This is a genomic window from Acinetobacter gyllenbergii (genome assembly GCF_001682515.1).
Classification (GTDB): domain Bacteria; phylum Pseudomonadota; class Gammaproteobacteria; order Pseudomonadales; family Moraxellaceae; genus Acinetobacter; species Acinetobacter gyllenbergii.
In genome coordinates this window covers 428,684-448,645 of the sequence record NZ_KV575262.1, presented here as the reverse complement: position 1 = coordinate 448,645, position 19,962 = coordinate 428,684, and the positions used below count along the sequence as shown (strand labels likewise).

At 40.4% G+C, this 19,962-nt stretch carries 20 protein-coding genes; 9 read left to right on the top strand and 11 right to left on the bottom strand.

The genetic code is table 11. The annotated features are described in order from the left end of the window. Positions 1–46 precede the first annotated feature (46 nt). The 5 genes from purB to NG55_RS08090 form a co-directional block, all read right to left on the bottom strand. Positions 47–1,435 carry an adenylosuccinate lyase gene (gene purB, locus NG55_RS08110; RefSeq protein ID WP_065342959.1) on the bottom strand — a complete coding sequence of 463 codons (1,389 nt, stop codon included), beginning with the start codon at positions 1,433–1,435 and terminating at the stop codon, positions 47–49. A 54-nt stretch (positions 1,436–1,489) separates the two neighbouring features. Beyond that, positions 1,490–2,221: a high frequency lysogenization protein HflD gene (hflD, locus tag NG55_RS08105; protein WP_065342958.1), complete on the bottom strand. Its 732-nt coding sequence runs from the start codon at positions 2,219–2,221 to the stop codon at positions 1,490–1,492. Positions 2,222–2,239: 18 nt separating this feature from the next. Next, positions 2,240–3,373 (bottom strand): tRNA 2-thiouridine(34) synthase MnmA, encoded by a 1,134-nt coding sequence (gene mnmA, locus NG55_RS08100; protein WP_016543128.1) that lies wholly within the window; start codon positions 3,371–3,373, stop codon positions 2,240–2,242. 4 nt (positions 3,374–3,377) lie between these two features. After that, complete coding sequence (locus NG55_RS08095) at positions 3,378–3,866, bottom strand: NUDIX hydrolase (protein ID WP_016543129.1); 489 nt, start codon at positions 3,864–3,866, stop codon at positions 3,378–3,380. A gap of 92 nt (positions 3,867–3,958) precedes the next feature. Further along, complete coding sequence (locus NG55_RS08090) at positions 3,959–4,651, bottom strand: sel1 repeat family protein (protein ID WP_065342957.1); 693 nt, start codon at positions 4,649–4,651, stop codon at positions 3,959–3,961. Between the two features lie 122 nt (positions 4,652–4,773). Here NG55_RS08090 and NG55_RS08085 point away from each other — a divergent pair, with 122 nt between their 5' ends. The 3 genes from NG55_RS08085 (at position 4,774) to NG55_RS08075 (ending at position 7,315) form a co-directional block, all read left to right on the top strand. Then, positions 4,774–5,487, top strand: coding sequence for a nucleotidyltransferase domain-containing protein (locus NG55_RS08085; protein WP_065342956.1), 714 nt, complete (start codon positions 4,774–4,776; stop codon positions 5,485–5,487). A gap of 320 nt (positions 5,488–5,807) precedes the next feature. Continuing rightward, positions 5,808–6,983 (top strand): formamidase, encoded by a 1,176-nt coding sequence (gene fmdA, locus NG55_RS08080; RefSeq protein ID WP_016543132.1) that lies wholly within the window; start codon positions 5,808–5,810, stop codon positions 6,981–6,983. A gap of 35 nt (positions 6,984–7,018) precedes the next feature. Next, entirely contained in the window at positions 7,019–7,315 is a 297-nt protein-coding gene (locus NG55_RS08075) for an FmdB family zinc ribbon protein (RefSeq protein ID WP_065342955.1), read from the top strand. Between the two features lie 123 nt (positions 7,316–7,438). Here NG55_RS08075 and NG55_RS08070 read toward each other — a convergent pair whose 3' ends face one another. From NG55_RS08070 to NG55_RS08055, 4 genes are all read right to left on the bottom strand, one after another. Next, a complete protein-coding gene (locus tag NG55_RS08070) occupies positions 7,439–7,750 on the bottom strand; it encodes a 3-hydroxybutyryl-CoA dehydrogenase (protein ID WP_228704165.1) in 312 nt (103 codons plus the stop codon). A gap of 86 nt (positions 7,751–7,836) precedes the next feature. Beyond that, positions 7,837–8,382, bottom strand: a complete 546-nt coding sequence (locus NG55_RS08065; protein WP_016543135.1) for a gamma carbonic anhydrase family protein — start codon at positions 8,380–8,382, stop codon at positions 7,837–7,839. A gap of 92 nt (positions 8,383–8,474) precedes the next feature. Further along, positions 8,475–9,623: a D-alanyl-D-alanine carboxypeptidase PBP5/6 gene (gene dacC, locus NG55_RS08060; RefSeq protein ID WP_004652823.1), complete on the bottom strand. Its 1,149-nt coding sequence runs from the start codon at positions 9,621–9,623 to the stop codon at positions 8,475–8,477. Between the two features lie 127 nt (positions 9,624–9,750). After that, complete coding sequence (locus tag NG55_RS08055) at positions 9,751–10,155, bottom strand: MCR_0457 family protein (protein ID WP_016543136.1); 405 nt, start codon at positions 10,153–10,155, stop codon at positions 9,751–9,753. Positions 10,156–10,469: 314 nt separating this feature from the next. On the opposite strand from NG55_RS08055, the gene NG55_RS08050 reads away from it, so the two are divergent. Next, positions 10,470–10,832 (top strand): VOC family protein, encoded by a 363-nt coding sequence (locus NG55_RS08050; protein ID WP_065342954.1) that lies wholly within the window; start codon positions 10,470–10,472, stop codon positions 10,830–10,832. Positions 10,833–10,931: 99 nt separating this feature from the next. Here NG55_RS08050 and NG55_RS08045 read toward each other — a convergent pair whose 3' ends face one another. Further along, complete coding sequence (locus NG55_RS08045; RefSeq protein ID WP_016543138.1) at positions 10,932–11,306, bottom strand: MCR_0457 family protein; 375 nt, start codon at positions 11,304–11,306, stop codon at positions 10,932–10,934. Positions 11,307–11,645: 339 nt separating this feature from the next. Between NG55_RS08045 and surE the strand changes: the two genes are divergently transcribed. The 3 genes from surE (at position 11,646) to NG55_RS08030 (ending at position 14,427) form a co-directional block, all read left to right on the top strand. Further along, entirely contained in the window at positions 11,646–12,416 is a 771-nt protein-coding gene (surE, locus tag NG55_RS08040; RefSeq protein ID WP_065342953.1) for a 5'/3'-nucleotidase SurE, read from the top strand. A gap of 119 nt (positions 12,417–12,535) precedes the next feature. After that, positions 12,536–13,360 carry a peptidoglycan DD-metalloendopeptidase family protein gene (locus NG55_RS08035; protein WP_016543139.1) on the top strand — a complete coding sequence of 275 codons (825 nt, stop codon included), beginning with the start codon at positions 12,536–12,538 and terminating at the stop codon, positions 13,358–13,360. Positions 13,361–13,497: 137 nt separating this feature from the next. Continuing rightward, on the top strand, positions 13,498–14,427 hold the full coding sequence (locus NG55_RS08030) for a LysR family transcriptional regulator (RefSeq protein ID WP_016543140.1): 930 nt from the start codon (positions 13,498–13,500) through the stop codon (positions 14,425–14,427). 45 nt (positions 14,428–14,472) lie between these two features. Here the strand turns inward: NG55_RS08030 and NG55_RS08025 are convergent, their stop codons facing one another. Beyond that, positions 14,473–17,103: a Lon protease family protein gene (locus tag NG55_RS08025; protein ID WP_065342952.1), complete on the bottom strand. Its 2,631-nt coding sequence runs from the start codon at positions 17,101–17,103 to the stop codon at positions 14,473–14,475. A gap of 184 nt (positions 17,104–17,287) precedes the next feature. Between NG55_RS08025 and NG55_RS08020 the strand changes: the two genes are divergently transcribed. Both NG55_RS08020 and gloA read left to right on the top strand, forming a co-directional pair. Next, positions 17,288–19,441 (top strand): AmpG family muropeptide MFS transporter, encoded by a 2,154-nt coding sequence (locus tag NG55_RS08020; protein WP_065342951.1) that lies wholly within the window; start codon positions 17,288–17,290, stop codon positions 19,439–19,441. Between the two features lie 20 nt (positions 19,442–19,461). Next, entirely contained in the window at positions 19,462–19,863 is a 402-nt protein-coding gene (gloA, locus tag NG55_RS08015) for a lactoylglutathione lyase (protein ID WP_004808260.1), read from the top strand. The last annotated feature ends 99 nt before the right edge of the window (positions 19,864–19,962 follow it).

The window sequence follows — 19,962 nt, the reverse complement described above, 5'->3', positions numbered from 1 at the left end:
TTATAAAAAAGCAGAGCCGAAGCTCTGCTTTTTAAGTCAATCAGTTTTAGATTTTGCTGATCAAGTCATTGATTTGTTTTGCTTGTTCAGCTGCATTACCCGTATAGGTTGCAGGTGTTAACTCAGCTAGGCGAGCACGCTCATCAGCTGGTACTTGTGCAAGTTCATCACCATTGACGAAGTTCACCATCATCTCACGTGTCATTGCTTGACCACGAGTAAGTGCTTTTAATTTTTCGTATGGCTTTTCAACATTGTAGCGACGCATAACAGTTTGGATCGGCTCTGCAAGAACTTCTTGTGCTTGATTTAAATCTTCGTCTAAACGTGCAGCATTCAGTTCAAGTTTACCAACGCCTTTTATGCAGGCATCAAAAGCAATTAAGCTTTGGGCAAAACCAACACCCATATTACGTAATACGGTTGAGTCAGTTAAGTCACGTTGCCAGCGCGAAACAGGCAGCTTTTCACCTAAGTGACCTAAAACAGCATTGGCAATACCCAAGTTACCTTCAGAGTTTTCAAAGTCAATCGGGTTAACTTTATGCGGCATGGTTGAAGAACCCACTTCGCCATCTTTTAACTTTTGTTTGAAGTAACCGAGTGAGATATAACCCCAAACGTCACGGTTAAAGTCGATCAAGATGGTGTTGTAACGGCGTAAAGCGTCAAATAACTCAGCCATATAGTCATGTGGCTCGATTTGTGTGGTATACGGGTTGAAGCTTAGACCTAAAGACTCAACGAATGCTTGTGCATGTGCAGCCCAGTCAATTTCAGGGTAAGCAGAAAGGTGAGCATTATAGTTACCGACAGCACCATTGATTTTGCCGAGTAATTCAACATTTTCAAATTGCTTGATTTGGCGCGCTAAACGATAAGCAACGTTTGCCATCTCTTTACCCAGCGTAGTCGGGCTTGCCGTTTGACCGTGTGTACGAGACAACATCGGTTGTTCAGCATGCGTTGTTGCCAAAGCTGAAATCGCATTGAGAAGTTGCTTCATACTTGCAACCAAAACCTCACGACCATTTTTCAGCATAAGCGCATGAGACAAGTTATTGATGTCTTCAGAGGTACATGCAAAGTGAATAAATTCGCCTGCATTTTGTAATTCATCAATATTAGCAATTTTTTCTTTAAGGAAATATTCAACTGCTTTTACATCGTGGTTCGTAGTGCGTTCAATTTCTTTAATGCGGTTTGCATCTTCTTCTGAGAAGTTTGAAACGATTGCATCTAAAGCCGCATTGGTTTCATTTGAAAACGGCGCAACTTCAATGATTTCTGCACGATTTGCAAGTGCTTGTAACCAACGCACTTCAACCGTGACACGAGCGTGGATTAAACCAAACTCAGACAAAAAAGGGCGTAGGGCATCGCATTTGCTAGCGTAACGTCCATCAAGTGGCGAGAGTGCGGTTAAAGCATTCATACAGATTCCTTAATTTTGGAATAAACATAAAAATAAATTCGTTGTAGCATCGGTCTATACCACCTGATACTGCAAACGAGCGAGAGCTTGAATATCTTGCAATAATTTGCGTTTACTAAAGATCATACTCCATGAGCTGCCACCGAGCTGCTTCCATAAATGTGCAAGTTGTAAGCCTGTAAAGAGGCATGCACGAATACGGTTGGTATGATTGATGTCTTTAAATGCTTCGGCATTACCGCGGACTAAAATACGCGGATTAATTTGTCCTGCAGTTTCGACATAAGTCTGTGCGAGATTGGCAATGATGCTTGGGTGTAAATAATTATTATCGAAAAAAGACAGTTGTTTTAAGATTTTTTGTTGGGCTGTTTCGATGATTTTGACGTATTCAGGGTTGCTGTAGACTTTCTTTTCCAACTGCAATAAGGCCATCGCATAGGACATTGGCAGTTTGGCAGTGGACATCTTCGGAACACGGGATTTCGGTGCGGTATTAAAAGGCTGGGTAATACAGCCTTCTAATGTTTTTAAACCGAGGGAAATATCTGCAAGTTGATTAAAAAAATCTAGGGTTTGCGTAGCATTGTTGGCGGTAGGACGTATATTCAGGCTGGCTTTAATCAATAGCTCAAAATAGAAATTACCACTGTCGCCAATGCTTTGCTGGCCCGCCATGGCAGTCATATGTGTTAACTGAGTTGACTGAAAGACTGCGGCCAATGCTAGAGCACGGTTCTGTCTAACATTCAACGCTTGAGTGTGCTGAAAGGGTAACTCGACCATGCTTCGCTTCCAATTTCCTTAAATAAAATCTGGTTCAGGTGCATTGGTATGGTGAATCACACCACCGCCTAAGCAAACCTCTCCGGAGTAGAACACCACGCTTTGTCCTGGAGTCACAGCGCGTTGCGGCTCATCAAACTCAACCCGAATGCCATGTTCAGTCTGTTCATCGCGATAAATTGTACACGCTTGATCTGGCTGACGATAACGGGTTTTCGCTGTGCAGCGGAATCCAGCCGATGGAATGTCCTGTTCACCTGCAACCCAATCAATCGACTCGCTCCAAAGCTGTGTACTTTGCATCAATGGATGTTCATGTCCTTGACCAATCACTAGTCGGTTATTGGCAATATCTTTATGGAGTACGAACCATGCACCTTCTTGTACACCTTTCATACCACCGATACCGATACCACCGCGTTGACCCAGCGTATAGTACATCAAGCCATGATGTTCACCAACTTCTTTACCTGATTCCAAAACAATTTTTCCAGCTTGTGCAGGTAAGTATTGTTTTAGGAAGTCAGTAAAGCGACGCTCACCAATAAAGCAAATACCCGTTGAGTCCTTTTTCTTGGCTGTTGCTAAATCCAGTTGCTCTGCAATGCGACGCACTTCTGGTTTTTCAATTTCACCCACAGGGAACAAGGTCTTGTTGATTTCACGACCATGTACCGCATGTAAGAAATAGGTTTGATCCTTATTATTATCGACACCACGGAGCAATGGGGCATAGCTTTCGCCACGTGAATTTTGTAGGCTCGCACCACGTCGTGCATAGTGACCAGTTGCAATGAAGTCTGCACCTAAGGTCATGGCATGATCGAGGAAAGCTCGGAATTTAATTTCTTTATTACACAGGATATCTGGGTTTGGGGTGCGGCCAGCAGCATATTCAGCCAAGAAGTGTTCAAAAACACGATCCCAGTATTCCATGGCAAAATTGGCGGTGTGCAGCTTGATACCAATCTTATCTGCAACCGCTTGTGCATCTGCTAGGTCTTCTAATGCTGTGCAGTAATCCGTACCATCATCTTCTTCCCAGTTTTTCATGAAAAGACCTTCAACTTGATATCCTTGTTGAAGTAATAATGCGGCAGAAACGGAGGAGTCTACACCACCAGACATACCGACGATGACACGTTGTTGCATCTAATTAAGCGTCCAAATGAGAAGTTAATGAGGGAGAAAAAGGGTGCTCATAAATAAGCGATAAAGGATATTTTTTGCCAGCCAAGGCATCTTTAACAGCTTTTAAAACCAATGGGCTACGCGCTCGTGCGGATTCTTGTAGTTCATCCAAGTTCATCCATACTGCAGCGACAATGCCTGTATCCAGTTGTGCATTTTCTTCAACTGCCGTGACATGGGCCAAGAAGCAAAAACGATAGTAGGTACGATCAGGAAACATTGGCGGTGTATAGGTATAGATACCCAGTAGATGATCAATTTCAACGTGATGGCCTGTTTCTTCTAAGGTCTCACGAATGGCTGCTTGAATAATGGTTTCACCACATTCGACATGACCTGCTGGTTGATTAAACACGGTATGTACAAAGCCTTCGCTGTGTTCTTCAACAAACAGAAAACGTCCGTCTTTTTCGACTACAGTGGCGACTGTGACATGAGGTGTCCAAGCGGTCATAGAAAGCACCATGGTTTTAAAAAACGTATTCTACAAAATTTGAGAGTTTTTGGCTATGGTGGCTGAATCATTGATTTAGCCACCAACTGCTTTTATTCAGGTTTATTTTTACTATTAATAAATTTTCGTAGTTCTTTTGCCGATTGGCATGCTGGATCATCATTTCCATATTTACAACTATAGTTGAGAACATTTAAAGCTTTTTTATAGTTAGGTTCAGTATTTTCCTCAGAAATTAATTGGTCTGCGAACATGGTGCATCCCCAAGGGTCGCGCCAGTCACAAGTTTTCTCAAATGTTGAAAAAATACACTTTTTTTGTTCAGCAGTTAAGTGTTCTGTGAAACTCAACATTCCAGCAGCCCTGTTGGTACAACCAGAGGCGACCCCTAGCTCACAACTTCTTTGAAATAATTGTTCGGCTGGAAGTTTATGATTCGCTTCTTGTAATGATAAGGCTGAAAAGTAACAAGCAACGGCATCATTTTTTAAACATAATTGATAACATTTTGATTGATTATCTTCACAAGCATTTATTGTCCTTTCAGAAGTGCTAGAAAGTAATATTTGTAATATGGGCGAGGAGCTGGCAGGGCATTTCTGTAAATTATTTCTAAAAACTTCTTGGTTTTTTATATCGTTTACTATGGAATTGAAAACTGGATTAAGTGATGGAGCGGTAGAAGAGCCGTCTAAAGTATCTTTATCCAATGTCGTTTTAGTACATGCTGATAAAAAAAGACAAATCCATAGAGAAAAACATAAATAGTTTATTTTTTTGTTCATAAAAACTCCTGAATTATTTAATACTATTAATTTAATAGAAAATATAATTAATATAGGGTATTTATTAAATAAAAATAGAGAGTAATGGTCTTTTTAATATATTCCTGCATAGAGATATAAATATGATTCAAAAGGCATATCAGCCAGTTTTAAAAGACCTAATCTCGGTTTTTACTGGCGAATTTACGACACAGCTTGATAGCCTTTATATTTATGGAAGTGTAGCGAAAGGAAAAGCGATTGTTGGTCAGTCAGATTTAGATGTGTGTGTTATTTTTAAGCATCAAATTGAGCATCTGGATCAAAAAATCGCTGAAATTAAAGCAAGCCTTATGGCGATCTATCCATTTATTGTAAAGATTGATGTCGATGTTGGCTATTTAAGCGAGATTCTGCATGAGAAAAATAAGCGTCGATGGGGAGCGTGGATTAAGTTTTTTTGTACTAATATTTATGGGAGAGATTTAAGCTGTTTTTTCAAGGATATCGAGATTGATAGACAGGTAATTCGAGCAATCAATGATGGATATCATGAGGAAATACAAGCATATTTGGATGTGCTGGAAGTAAATGACAAGCCTCAAGAGGAATTGATCAAGCTAAAAAAATCTTTAATAAAAAGAATGATTCGCCTGCTGCCTTTAACTTTGAATAATATTGAGGACTGGCCATTAAGTTTATATGACACCATCGAACAAACGATACTGGCCTATCCTCAGCAAAAAGATCGGCTGTTTTTCTTGCTGCAAGAACTTGATCATCCAAGCTCAGTTGATGTGCTCTTAATGAATCAATTAACAGAGACTTATACTTGGATTGAAGCGCATTTGATTTAATTTTTGCTGTTTCTATTTGCTCAATCTATGACTTATTTAAATAAATATCTTTTACATAAACGTGCGATGAATTTGGCAAACGGAAGACGGATTCCCACATGCGCAAAAAAACTATGTATCGCCGATAGCCAAAATTTGATCTCCAGTAAATCGAAAGTGTTTGATTCAAAAAAACAGAATGTGCTAGTGTGTTTTTTGACCGCAAGGTAAAAATAATAATCCCCGCCTAGAAAAGTCATATTTGTGATGGCCTTTCAATGATTTAGAAGTAGAACAGATAATTTATTAGATTGATAGACAGCACACGGAGTTAAAATATTATGCAACATATTAAAATTAAACCTGGTGTCGCTTTAGCAGAACAAGCAGAGATTGGCCATAATCGCTGGCATCCAGATATTCCATTTTTAACATCGGTGAAACCAGGCGAAGAAATTCTTATTGAAAGTCTAGATTTTCTAGACGCTCAAATTAAAGATACCGATGATGTTTCTGATGTAAAACATGTTGATCTCACGCGAGCACATCCTTTGACAGGCCCTTTTTATGTCGAGGGTGCTGAGCCGGGAGATTTGTTGGTGATTGATCTTTTGGATATTCAACCTATCTCTTCGGTCGGTTTTTCTGGGGTTTTTGCCAAGGAAAATGGCGGTGGATTTTTAGCTGATTATTTTCCTGAAGCAGATAAAGCAATTTGGGATTTAAAGGGATTATTTGCAACGTCGCGTCATATTCCTGGTGTTCGTATTGCTGGCTTGAAGCATCCTGGCTTAATGGGGACGCTTCCTTCACATGAACTGTTAAAAGAATGGAACCGCAGAGAAGCATTATTGGTACCTAAGGGACAGGCAAATCCACCCGATCCAAGAACTGCAGTATTACGCGGCGTGACGGGGGCTGAGTTTGATCGGATGGCTGCTGAGGCAGCACGTACAGTGCCACCACGTGAGCATGGTGGTAATACCGATATTAAAGATCTTGCTGCGGGCAGTCGTATTTATTTTCCTGTGTATCAGAAAGGTGCTGGCTTTTCGATGGGGGATTTACACTTTTCACAGGGTGATGGTGAAATTGGATTCTGTGGTGCGATTGAAATGGACGGGGTAACTCGTGTTGGCTTTGATCTGATTAAAGGCGGAATGGAAAAATATAATATTGATTCACCGATCTTTGTTCCAAGTAATGTCAGACCAGCCTACGATCAGTGGTTAACCTTTGAAGGCATCAGTGTTGAAAATGGGGTAAATCATTATCTGGATGCGACGGTTGCCTATCGCCAAGCCTGTTTAAAGGCGATTAAATATCTTGAGAATTTTGGATTTACGGGATCTCAAGCCTATATGTTGCTGACTGCTGCACCTGTTGAAGGGCGTATTGGTGGCATTGTGGATATTCCAAATTGTGCTTGCACCATTTCTCTACCAACCTCTATCTTTGAGAAGAATATTTTGCCGCAAGGTGCCTTAAACGAGAATAAGTTTTGGGGACATCGTTAGTAATATTAATACCAGCGTATAAGAAGGATTTTAAGATGCCACTGTATGATTTTAGATGTGAACATTGTGAAGGGATTTTCGAGCAGAATGTCCCGATGGTCAGTATTGCAAGGGATAATACTTCTTGTCCATATTGTCAGCAATCCATGTTATTAAAACCGATGATTACAGGGCATCAAAAGATCTCAGTCAAAAATAAATGGCGACCTTCATCCAGTGCTGAGCAATTGGCAGGTCCATTGGTTGAAGGGCCTGGAACACATAAAAAAAGTGCTCGGACATCGGTATTGCATAATTGCCGAGGCGTGAATTGTTCTTTATGTGAGCTTTGAGCTTCTACACTTTAAAAGTAGAAGAGATGTGCTATTCTGTAGGAGTAGAGCAATTGTGATCATGCAGCATAAAAATGATATCCCAAATTTTTATAGTTCTTGATTGAGCCGCATAAAAAAAATTTAATCAATATTATGTTCTAAACAGTATTTTTTCCATTTACTTTTAAAATTTTCGATCGCATTTTCAGCTTCTTTTTCATCTGCATAAACAGGAGAGTTCTTTGCTTCATCAACTATTTTGTTGAATATTTCGCTTTTTTCTTTAAACAGTTTTGCATAAGTATCTTTTGCTTTTTCTACATCAGATCCCATTTGATGGAATGTCATCATTGTATCTGCTGTATATTCGATACCCGCACATTTTTCTAGATCTGCAGCATGTAGGGGTGATGTTAAAAAATACATGATGAATAAGGCGATTATCTTTTTCATTTAAACAAACCAAGTTAAAAAGAAGAGAGTAAATATATTTACTCTCTTCTTAATTATAATCAAAGATATAAAAATCAAGCTGAAAATTAAGAATCCATTTGATCTAAATAATTATCCTTCACTTTCACATAATGACGTGCCGAATAAGGAAGGAACTCCATTTCTTTTTCGGTCAGTGCGCGAACTTGCTGAACTGGACTACCGACATAGAGATAACCACTTTTTAATACTTTACGTGGCGGCACCAGACTACCAGCACCAATCATCACATCATCTTCAATAATCACATCATCTAACACCACGGTATTAATTCCGATTAAGACGCGATTACCAATGCTACAGCCATGTAAAGTCACATGATGCCCAACCGTTACATCTTCTCCAATGACCAGCGGAGAACCATTCGGTTTGGATTGATTTTTGTGGCTGACATGCAACATACAGTGATCTTGCACATTGCTGTTTTTGCCAATTTGAATTGAGTTTACATCACCACGAATCACGGCAAAAGGCCAGACCGAAACATTCTCTGCGAGCTGGACATCACCAATGACCACTGACATGTCATCAATGTAGCAGCTTGAATCAACCTTAGGTTTTTGGTCTAAATAAGGACGAATGTTCTTTGGCATAAGGGCTTTCGATAGAATAATTTAAAGGAATTATAAAATAAAAAAGCATTCATGCCCAAGGGCATGAATGCTTAATCGTAGTCTTCTAAAACTTAGAATAAGTTACTGAAGAACATTTTGATATGGTCAATCATACGTGCAAAGAAGCCAGCTTCTTCAACAGGTTTTAATGCAACCAGTGGTTTTTCAGCAATCACTTTGCCATCAAGACTCGCCACTAATTTACCGACCACTTGACCTTTGGCTAAAGGTGCATTCAGTTTAGGTTGAACCACAAGCTGAGTTTTGATCTTGTCTGCTTGGCCCTTAGGCATGGTCACATTGAAGTTTTCAGCTAGGCCAATTTGAACTTCATCTTGCTTACCAAACCAGACTTTTGCTTTTGCAAGAACTTGGTTAGCCGGTTGAACATTTGCAGTTTCAAAGTTGGCAAAACCCCAAGCCAATAAGGTACGTGTTTGGCTGGCACGTTCATTCATGCTTGGTGTACCAAAGATCACCGAGATCAAGCGCATTGGACCGCGTTTACTTGATGTGGTTAAGCAGAAACCTGCTTCATTGGTATGGCCTGTTTTTAAGCCATCGACACTTGGGTCGGTATAAAGCAGGGCATTACGGTTACCTTGCTTAATCCCGTTGAAAGTAAATTCTTTTTCAGAATAGATTGGGTAGTATTTCGAGCTGTCTTTAATAATATGTTGAGCAAGAATTGCCATATCTTTTGCAGTTGAGTAATGACCATCAGCTGGCATACCTGTTGAGTTGATGAAATGTGTATTCACCATACCCACACGTTTTGCTTCTTGGTTCATCATGTGGGCAAAAGTACCTTCGTTGCCCGCAATGTGTTCAGCCATTGCTTTAGATGCATCATTACCTGATTGGATGATAATACCACGTAACATTTCTAACACAGTTGCCGTGCCATTTAATGGAACGTACATACATGATTCAGAGCTGCTACCACGACACCACGCCGATTCATTCATGCGTACTTGTTCGTTTTCAGTCAATTCACCCTTTAAAAGTTTCTGTTCAATGATGTAGCTTGTCATCATTTTTGTCATTGAAGCAGGTGCAAGTTTTTCATTTTCGTTTTTGGCAGCGAGAATCTGTCCTGTCTCGTAATCCATGAGTACGTAGGATTTATTATTTAATTCTGGTGGGGCAGATAGGACAGTTGCTGCATATGAAAAGCTTGGCAAAAGGAGTAATGCAGCAAGAGCGCTTTTTTGAGTCATTCTAGGTGGTTCCAATATCTTGTATGAAGCAGACGAGCTTAGCATTTTAGGACAAAGCAAAGCCGACTTCTACGGGGGAAGTCGGCTTTTTCATACAGTATTGTAACCTGAAGCTTAATTGGTCGGATTATTTCGAGTAATAATTACGAACATCATCGCAAATTTGACGATTGTCATTGTCAGAAGCCGCTTTTGCATCTGCACGTGCTTCTTTTAATGCCTCTTGGAAGTCCTTACCTTTGACTCGTTTATTGAGGGTTTCAACGGCATTACCATCGTTGTTTAAATAAGCTTTGACGAGATTGTCATAGGCTTTATTAAATTTTAAATCTTTGCCGATTAAGCTTGGGCAAATTTCAGAAAGCACATAGATCGCCGCAAGTTCTTGTTTGGTCACGCTATCAGAAGTTGGAGTAACTTCAATTTTTTCTGCTTCAGCGGCTTTTTTATCTGCTGCAAAGGCTGTAGGAGCTAAAGCGCTCGAAGCGATGAGCAATGATAAACCTAGTGTTTTAAAAACATTTTTCTTCATAAGAAATCAAACTCAAAAACAAGACTTAAAGAATTTGAATAACTTATAGCATAAATGCATGTTAAAAAATGTATGTTTGCTGTAGGAAGCGTGGAGAAAATGTGGCGTTAAATTTTCAGAATATTAAGTACCCTCACTATATCGACAACATGAGCTGCAACTGGACATCGCTATTTGTACATCATGTGCTTAAAAATTATACTATTAAATGGATGTATCTATTCGGCGATAGGAATGGATGAAGCTGCAACGCCCTCAAGGGAAGTGCGCAAAGTAAATAAAATAATAAATCTGTATAGAACAGGAGCAATAAGATGAAGACAAAATTCACAGGCGGCGTCGATATCGCGCTTAAACTTCCACCACATCAATTTGAAGCCACCGTTGCATTTTATCGTGATGTGATTGGGCTTAAACAAATTACAGAAAAACTGCCTGATATCGGTTTTGAACTTGGAGCTGTTAAATTATGGATCGCTGTGGCGCCAGAAATGAGTCAAGCAGAGTTATGGCTTGAATTGTTTACTGATAACTTTCCTGAAGCGGCTGAATATTTGAAAGCCGCAGGCGTGGTTCGTTGTGATGCAATTGAACCCTTAGCAAAGGGATTTCGAGGAGGGTGGATTACTAGTCCAGCCAATATTATTCATATGGTTCGTGAACCAGATGCATGGTAAGCATGATTCGAGCAACATCAATATTTTTGATGAATGAGATATTGTGATGTGGTTTTAAATCATTTAATTGTTAAAACCACATCAGATTTTTAAAAGTAATTAACCTTCAAAGTTAAGGACTTCATCACAAACTGATTTTTGTTCAGCTTTATCCACTTCTGATGCTGCTTCACGAGCATCTTTCAGTAAAGTTTTAAATTCAGCATCGTTCTGCAAGCTGTCTAAAGATGCAGATTTGTCAGAATAATTGCTGAGATATGAACCCACCATTTTTTTGATGTTCTGGTCAAATTTTGCATTCTTGCCAATCAGGTTTGGACACATTTCAATAAGCACTTGGGCATTGGCAATGTCATCTTTGATTAACGCATCTGCTTCTTTCACTGAAACCGCTTCATCAGCAAAAACGGCAGGTGCTGCTAAAAGTGTGAAACTCACCCCGAAAATTCGAATAAAATTAGATAAATGTCTCATGGCTGTATAAAATTCTAATACTATGAAAACCTAAATATATATAATTCAAGGAATAATTCAATTGAAAAAACTGTCGAGTAAGTTGAACTCAGTCGACTCTACAATGACATTGCTGGCCAAGAATCGTATTGAAACTATGTTCTCAATGATTGTTGAGTATTGAAATCAATTAGCACGATGTTGGTCGTTCGGCAATGTTTAGAATTGGCGCAAATCTTAGGATGAAACTTGACAAAGGCTGTATCATTGCCTAGGTTTCATGCCAGATTTAAATTATGTTGGCCTAAACGCAAGGGATGACTGAAATGTCAGTTGTCCTCAAATAGAGAATAGATTCTAGTGAATATTTTGATCGCAAATGATGATGGTGTATTTGCACCTGGACTACAAGCTTTAGCACAAGCATTAAAACCTTTGGGCCGTGTCGTCGTTGTTGCGCCAGAAAGTGAACGGAGTGGTTATTCCAGTGCTTTGACTTTGGATCGTCCTTTACGACCAATACAAATTTCTGAAGATGTGTGGGCCATCAATGGAACGCCTGCTGACTGTGTTTATTTATCCATGAATGGGCTATTCGATTTTGAGTTTGATCTGGTGGTGAGCGGGATCAACAGTGGTGCGAATCTGGGTGATGATGTGCTTTACTCAGGCACTGTAGGCGCAGCTTTTGAAGGGCGGTTGATGAAACACCCAGCAATTGCCGTTTCTTTGGCGGGCTCAAATGTACGTTCTTATGAACATCCACAGCACTATGCTGTTGCGGCACAATGGGTACATGATTTTATTGCCAAAGGTCTTCCTGTATTGCCACCACGTCATATTTTTAATATTAACATTCCAGATATTGAACAGATTAAGGGTGCGCAGGTAACCTATCAGGGGCGCCGTGCTCAATCTAAGCCTATTAGTAGTCATGTTGACCCGCGTGGTCGTCAGGTGTACTGGATTGGGTTGGCTGGAGAGGCGATTACCGATCCACAAGCGGTATCAAGTGATATTCAGTCTGATTTCTTTGCGGTTTCGAACGGTTATGTCAGCATTACCCCGATTCAGATGGATGCAACTAACTATGCGGTGCTTGAAAATTTGCATGCTCATGTAAATGGTTAGGCGTATGAATGTTATAACTTTGTGAATATAGAATGTGAGAGCTCGTTTTTTCTCACTTTTTTGATACTCTTAGGCGCAAATGTAATAATGAATTAAGGTTTTTTTCGATGAGGGCGAAGATGCACTTAAACCATGTCTCGGTTTTTCTATCACAGAAGATGATTAAAACAATCGTTTTGTCTATGGCGGTTGCGACAGTGGCAGTTATGACAGGTTGTGCATCTAAACCGCAAGTAAATGGTGGGTCGCGTTATGTACAAGCACCTAACTATTATACTGTGCGCTCAGGCGATACCTTAAGTGCGATTTCTAACCGTTATGGCTTGAACTATCTTGATGTTGCTGCATTGAATGGTATTGCGCCACCGTATCGAATTTATGTCAATCAGTCTTTGCGTCTTAAAGGCTCTGTGGCACAGCGTACAACGTCTACGCAAGCCATGACACAAACGACACCAATTCAGCGTCAAAGTATTAACTTACCGACTCAGCAGCCTGTTGCTCCAAAAACACAGCCTGTCGTGCCGAGACCAATTGCTCCAGTTGTACCAGTGAATCCATCTACGACCTTGGCCTCAAGTTTACGCTGGGTGAAACCATCGAATGGACCAATTATTCAAAGCTATAATATGGCAAGTAATGTAAAAGGAACGCGTTATGGCGGTAATGAGGGCGATCCAATTTTTGCAGCAGCGAATGGTCAAGTGGTCTATGCAGCAGATGGTTTAAAAGAGTACGGCAATCTGGTCTTGGTTAAACATATTGATGGCTATATCACCGCTTATGCACATAACAGCAAAATGCTGGTGAAGAGTGGCGATACGGTAACGGCTGGACAGAAAATTGCTGAGATGGGTTCTTCTGGTGCTTCCCGTGTCATGATGGAGTTTCAAGTCCGTTTAGATGGAAAACCTGTGAATCCTGTCACAGTTTTACCAAATTAACCTTAAGATTATTAACAATATTTCAATTATTTATTAATAATCCTCTAGTGCGTAAATAGACTTCCTTGTATACTGAAATGAGATTGCTTTCATTAGAACAATAAGCATATTAATAAATTAAGGTAAGAGGGAAGTCTATGCTAGATCAATTGCGTGCAATGGGGGTTTTCGCCTGTGTTGTGGAAAGAAGCTCGTTTAGCGGCGCTGCTAGAGAGTTAGGAATTACGACCAGTGCAGTCAGTCAACAAATCCGTTCTTTAGAACAAGAAATGGATGTCACCTTACTTCATCGCTCAACCCGAAAACTCAGTCTGACCGAAGCAGGACAAGCATTCTTTTTAAGTTGCCAAGAAATGCTGGCAGCTGCTGAACGTGGCAAGATTCGAATTAATGAGTTAAGGGATGATCTGGTCGGGGATTTGCGTATTGCGACTACACCCGAATTGGGTGCGTTACATGTCATTCCTGCGCTTTCTCATTGGATGTCAGCGCATAAAGGTTTGGCTATCCATTTTGAAGCAGATCACCGTTATATCGACCTTATTGAAGAACGGATTGATATCGCGATTCGTATGAGTCTAAAAGTTGATGATCATCAACTCTCTGCCGTGCCTTTGGCACGTGTTGACCAAGTCTTGGTGGCTTCACCAAGTTATCTCAATCAAGCTCAGCCAATCACGCGTCCAGAAGATTTGCGCCATCATGAATTGCTACCAATCACCTTGATGCAAAACTATCAGCACTTTGCATTCCGTCATGGAACAAGCGGAGAAGTTGTCAATGTGGATATGAAATCACGTTTAGGCACCAATAATGTCTTTGTTGCAAAATCTCTGTGTCAACAAGGTCATGGTGTCGCACGTATTCTCTATATGGATATCCAAAAAGAATTGGTGAATGGTTCTTTGGTTGAAGTACTACCAGATTGGCAATTGCCAGCCTATACCTTGCATGCTTTAACATCTAAGCGTGAACAGTACCCAATGAAAGTACATCGCTGTATTGATGCGCTGAAGCAATACTTTGCTCAGCTACCTGGTGGTCGTTCCTTGCAGGGCGTAGCCTAATAAAAAAAGCCATGCTCCAAAAGGAACATGGCTTTTTCTTTACATCTATTTTCGTTTCTTTCTGCTGAGGGATGTTAAGCGCTTCGCTTCAACCGTCGTTTCTTCGATAGTTTTTGCTGTAAGCTCATCTTTCTTGGTCTTTTTGCGCTTTTTCTTTTTCTTTGGCTCATCATCTTCAACTGCTTCGCCGTCTTCAATCGCTTGCCAATACTCAAGTTGCTCCATTACTGCCGCGTAAATCGAGTTCTTACTATAGCGACCTTTTTTGTCAAGTGTGCCGACTGGACGAGCCATTAAGATTTCTAAGGCTTGATCAATGGTATCAATCGCATGAACATGGAATTGGCCTGCTTGTACGGCGTCACTCACATCTTGGCGTAACATCAAATGCTGCATGTTTTGACGCGGAATGATGACCCCTTGTTTGCCAGTTAAGCCTTGTAATTTACAAGCATCGTAGAAACCTTCAATTTTGGCATTGACGCCACCAATCGGCTGTACTTGGCCCAATTGGTTCATCGATCCGGTAATTGCCCAAGACTGATCGATCGGGATTTGACAGATCGCAGAGATCAGCGCTGAAAGTTCCGCAACAGTGGCGCTATCTCCATCGACTTGTCCATAACTTTGTTCAAAGGCCAAAGCAGCAGAGAAATGTAGGATTTGTTCACGACCAAAATGTGCTTTCAAGAAGCTCGACATCAGCAACACGCCTTTGGCATGCAGGGAACCACCAAGCTCAACACTACGTTCGATATCGAGGATATCACCGCCACCTTGATACACAGATGCGGTTAGACGAGATGGCAGACCAAACTCAACATCAGCATAATGAATGACAGAGAGGGCGTTGATCTGGCCAAGACGATGTCCTGAGGTCTCAATCAACTGAGTGCCACGAGAAAGATCCTGCCAATACAACTCACGTAAATAGCCTAAGCGGTATTGACGATGATGTAGAGCTTGGTTGACATGTTGATCAGTCACAATCTTATCATCAGCTTTAAACGCGTGATGATGTGCTTCGCGAATTAAATCACCTAAGGTAGATGCATGGAGTGACAATGAGCTTTGGTCTTCAGCTTGGCGACTCGAATCGGTCAATAATGCTGCAAGTGCAGAACGATCAAACGGAAGGAGTTTGTCGGCTTGCACATAATCAGCAATCAGCTGCATATAGGCCTGCTCGTTACTGTCATTACGTTGTAATGTATCAGTGAAGTCAGCACGAATTTTAAAGACGCTGCCCAGCTCTGGTTCGACTTCTAAAATTTCATAATAAATTTCAGGTTCTGCCAATAAAACCACTTTAATATCAAGTGGAACAGAAGCAGGCTCAATCGAAATACTGCCTGTTAAGGTCAGCATATGCTCGAGTGATGAAAGCTTGAGTTGCCCAGATTTTAAGGCACGCTTTAGGCCTTGCCATGCATAAGGTTGTTCAAGTAATTGCTCCGCTTCAAGCATGAGAAAACCGCCATTGGCTTGATGTAAAGAACCTGGGCGAATCAAAGTGAAATCGGTGGTAATGGTGCCATTATGTGTAAGTTGTTCAACATGACCCAATAGGTTGTAGTGCGTTGGGAAGTCTTCAAAAATAACTGGCGCACCACTATTGGGTTTATTGGCAACGATTACGTTGGCTTGATAGCGTGAAGGAACTCGATTGAATAGAGCAGGAGTGAAGTCATCTTCTTCTTGCTCTAAAATCAGCTCAACATTATCAATAATATCTTCAGCATAATGTTTTAAATACAAGTCGAGTCCTTTCACCTCTTTGTTTTTGTTTAAGAGTGACTCAACACGTGGCATGACTACTTGCGTCGCGATATCGCGATTCAAACTTGATACTTGGTCGCGGGCGTCATCTTCTAAATCGCCTAGATGTAGACCCAAGCGCTCAAGCTTTTTCTCCATATAACGCATATTGGTGTTAATTTCAGCACGCTCTTTGCTACTTAGCGCATTCAGATCATTTTGGCTTAACTCGTGATATTCATCGTCGCGTAATTGCATGGGAATAAACACATGCTTGTCATTGCGAGAAACCAATTTTAGATCGAGCCCTTCACCTTCTTTGGTGAGTTCAACCAAAGCCTGCTGCTGCACATCGCCAGTATCCTGACGGATACGTTCAATACGGTTGTGGTAACTTTCTGCGCTAAAGCGGCGCTCGAGTTGTTTTAAAATAATTTGCCACGCTTGTTGTAAGGCATTTTGAAATTTACTGCCTTGTCCCGCAGGGAAGCGTAGCGCAATCGGTTGTCTTGGATTTTTGAAGTTGTTGACGTAGACCCAATCGTTTGGCGTCGGCATGGTTTTGGCGTGCTGCTGGAGTAAACGTTTGATCATGGTACGTTTACCAAGACCTGCTGTGCCGACAGCAAAAATGTTATAGCCTGAGTAAGGGAGTGAAATACCTGCTTCAACAGAAGCGCGCGCTCGGTCTTGCCCCAAAAAATTATTGAGCGGTTTAATTCGTTTAGTTGAACTCGGAATTTCTGCGAGATCTGGAATATGCGTCAGTTGATCGGCACGTAAAGCGGTTTTAATCAGTGTTGCTTGTATTTCCGTCTGCTCAAAGGCACTAGGTAAAGAGTTTATATTTGCGGTGATAGTGTTTGTTGGTGTTAAAGATAAAGTTGTTGCAGTCATCTGATCGAGTTTTTGGGTCACTGTTGCTATCCAACAAATAAACTAAAGTTGAGTAATTAAAGGTATACAGTTTTAGCCCCAAAGATCAAGCGAACTTGTGTTTTTTATCGACAAAACAAAAGAATGATTGCATAAAGCAACTTGCAAGCAAGGGCAAGAAACGATTGAATAAGCACATTCATAGATTATTGGAAAATAACAACGAATGAGTGTTGAATCGAAAGGGTGGAAAAGCTCCTTTATGGCTTTTCTAGATCGCCGTGCAATTATAATGTTGTTTTTAGGCTTCTCATCGGGAATCCCAATTTTTTTGATTTTTTCAACCTTATCTTTTTGGTTGACTGAAGCTGGAATTAACCGAAGTACGATTACAATGTTTTCTTGGGCAGCGTTGGCTTATTCATTTAAGTTCATATGGGCTCCTTTAATAGACAAACTACCGCTTCCATATCTAACAAAAAAAATGGGACTAAGACGTAGTTGGCTGTTGGTGTCGCAGCTTTTGGTTATTTGTGCCATTTGTATGATGGCTATGACCAACCCATTGCCGAATACATCTGACTTTGGGTCGTTTTCTAATCTAACGATTATGGCTGGTGCTGCTATTTTCCTTGGTTTTTCTTCTGCAACACAAGATATTATTGTAGATGCTTATCGTATTGAGTTAACAGAAGATCCTAATATACAGACTGTTTTGGCTTCAACATATAATGCAGGTTATCGCACAGCCACAATTATTACCCAGTTGGGGGCATTATTATTTGCGGCCTCGTTAGGTACAGCAGTTGGTAATTATATTTATGAAGCATGGCGAACGACCTACCTTTTGATGGCGGGTTTAATGGTCATTGGTATTATCACAACGCTATTGATTCATGAGCCTCAAGTTAAGCGTATTCAACACCATTATCACGCGAAAGATTACGCCCAGTTATTTTCAGTTTTTATTGTTTCAACGATCGTCTTTGCAACTAGTTTTTATCACATTGGGTTGATTTTTGACTCGTTTTCTATTCAAGATGCTTTCTTGAGCTTTATTCTTCTAGTAATTAAATTTTTAATTAGTATTTCAATTGCTGTTGTTGCAATTTTAGGGCTAATTAAGTTTGGCCTAATTAATAAGACGATTGTAGTTGAAACATGGTTAGCACCATTATTAGACTTTTTTAAACGATATGGAATAAAAGTTGCCTTAGCTATTTTACTCTTGATCGGCTTCTATCGTATTTCTGATGTCGTTGCTGGGGTCATGGCGAACTTGTTCTATCTAGACTTAAATTTTGATAAAGAAGAAATTGCTTGGTTCAATAAATTTTTTGCAATCTTCTTTGTTATTTTAGGGGGCTTTTTAGGTGGGATGTTAGCCCAGCGTTATAACATTATGAAAATGATGTTGTTAGGTGCAATTCTTGCCAGTACGACCAATTTGATTTTTGTTGGCTTAGTGAAGTCTGGTGCAACTATGCAGGATGTTCAGGTCAATGTTGGTGGGCAAGTCTACACTGCAACGCCTGATGAGGTTGGGAATTGGTCACTAAAATTTCCTGGCAATACTGTAACAGGCCAAAATGAGATCTCTATTGTTTCACAACCGAAAGGGTATGATAAACCTTTACAAATCTCTCTCCCATTAAAAGTCTTTAAATCAGGAGACCGACCAGATCTTTATACTCAAGCAATTGGTGGGGATAATCTTCTATATAAAGATGAGTTGTTGAAAGACGTCATTATTCATGGTGCTTTATTAAACTTGCCTGAAAATGGGCAACTAAAATCCGTCAGTATTTTATTGAACCCACAAAATCGAGTGGAAGCTAAAATAAAAAATACAGATTGGAGTGTTGTTGTTCCTGGAAGTGAACTGGCTAAGCTAAATGAAATACAGGTTGAGGCGAGCTTTGAGGCTAACCAGCATGTACAGACTTTAACCCAGACCCATCGTTATCAAAAACAGCTCTCAGAAAGTCAACCACGTTATCGCATGAACTTATCTGATATTCCCGCAATTCCTGTTGATAAAAATTCGGATATCGAATTAAAAGGAAAAGTAGTCGTACCTTATAGTAAAGCTTGGCTAGTGATGGGGATCATTTTTGATAACTTGGCCTCAGGTTTGGCTGGGGCGGTTTTTATTGCATTTCTTTCTAGTTTGACCAGCGTTTCTTTTACAGCTATGCAATATGCTATTTTTAGTTCATTAATGCTGCTTTTGCCTAAAACGATTGGTGGGTACTCAGGTACAATAGTGAATCATATTGGCTATTCAGGCTTTTTTACGGTTACATTTTTGATGGGTTTGCCAATTTTAATTCTCGTGATATGGGTTGGTAAATTGTTGACAAAGCAATCATCAGAATAAGCATTTCCTAGGAGATATATATGCGCATGTTACATACGATGCTACGAGTAGGTAATTTAGAACAATCTTTGAAGTTCTACACTGAGGTACTTGGTATGAAATTGCTACGCCAACGTGATTACGAAGAAGGGCGTTTTACCTTGGCTTTCGTGGGCTACGGTGATGAAGAAAACAATACTGTGCTTGAGCTTACGCACAACTGGGACACAGCCAGCTATGATTTAGGCAATGCTTATGGTCATATCGCCATTGGTGTAGATGATGCTTATAAAGCATGTGAAGAGATTAAAGCACGAGGTGGTAAAGTTGTACGTGAGGCGGGTCCAATGAAAGGCGGTGTGACTGTGATTGCCTTTGTTGAAGATCCAGATGGTTATAAAGTTGAATTGATTCAACAGGATCAAAATGCACGTAATAATTAATCTTTGGTCTATTTAGTCCAAGATTTCTAATCTAAAGCCCTAGCTTTATTTATATAGCCCAGTATGATGAGTCGATCAAATGGTCAACAAGTCATACTG

Bases quoted from the DNA above. Each gene is read 5' to 3' on its own strand.
- purB (WP_065342959.1), bottom strand. From the start codon at position 1,435: ATGAATGCTTTAACCGCACTCTCGCCACTTGATGGACGTTACGCTAGC.
- NG55_RS08095 (WP_016543129.1), bottom strand. From the start codon at position 3,866: ATGACCGCTTGGACACCTCATGTCACAGTCGCCACTGTAGTCGAAAAA.
- NG55_RS08075 (WP_065342955.1), top strand. From the start codon at position 7,019: ATGCCACTGTATGATTTTAGATGTGAACATTGTGAAGGGATTTTCGAG.
- NG55_RS08085 (WP_065342956.1), top strand. From the start codon at position 4,774: ATGATTCAAAAGGCATATCAGCCAGTTTTAAAAGACCTAATCTCGGTT.
- NG55_RS08050 (WP_065342954.1), top strand. From the start codon at position 10,470: ATGAAGACAAAATTCACAGGCGGCGTCGATATCGCGCTTAAACTTCCA.
- gloA (WP_004808260.1), top strand. From the start codon at position 19,462: ATGCGCATGTTACATACGATGCTACGAGTAGGTAATTTAGAACAATCT.
- NG55_RS08020 (WP_065342951.1), top strand. From the start codon at position 17,288: ATGAGTGTTGAATCGAAAGGGTGGAAAAGCTCCTTTATGGCTTTTCTA.
- NG55_RS08090 (WP_065342957.1), bottom strand. From the start codon at position 4,651: ATGAACAAAAAAATAAACTATTTATGTTTTTCTCTATGGATTTGTCTT.
- NG55_RS08070 (WP_228704165.1), bottom strand. From the start codon at position 7,750: ATGAAAAAGATAATCGCCTTATTCATCATGTATTTTTTAACATCACCC.
- fmdA (WP_016543132.1), top strand. From the start codon at position 5,808: ATGCAACATATTAAAATTAAACCTGGTGTCGCTTTAGCAGAACAAGCA.
- NG55_RS08065 (WP_016543135.1), bottom strand. From the start codon at position 8,382: ATGCCAAAGAACATTCGTCCTTATTTAGACCAAAAACCTAAGGTTGAT.
- hflD (WP_065342958.1), bottom strand. From the start codon at position 2,221: ATGGTCGAGTTACCCTTTCAGCACACTCAAGCGTTGAATGTTAGACAG.
- NG55_RS08035 (WP_016543139.1), top strand. From the start codon at position 12,536: ATGCACTTAAACCATGTCTCGGTTTTTCTATCACAGAAGATGATTAAA.
- NG55_RS08055 (WP_016543136.1), bottom strand. From the start codon at position 10,155: ATGAAGAAAAATGTTTTTAAAACACTAGGTTTATCATTGCTCATCGCT.
- dacC (WP_004652823.1), bottom strand. From the start codon at position 9,623: ATGACTCAAAAAAGCGCTCTTGCTGCATTACTCCTTTTGCCAAGCTTT.
- NG55_RS08030 (WP_016543140.1), top strand. From the start codon at position 13,498: ATGCTAGATCAATTGCGTGCAATGGGGGTTTTCGCCTGTGTTGTGGAA.
- NG55_RS08045 (WP_016543138.1), bottom strand. From the start codon at position 11,306: ATGAGACATTTATCTAATTTTATTCGAATTTTCGGGGTGAGTTTCACA.
- mnmA (WP_016543128.1), bottom strand. From the start codon at position 3,373: ATGCAACAACGTGTCATCGTCGGTATGTCTGGTGGTGTAGACTCCTCC.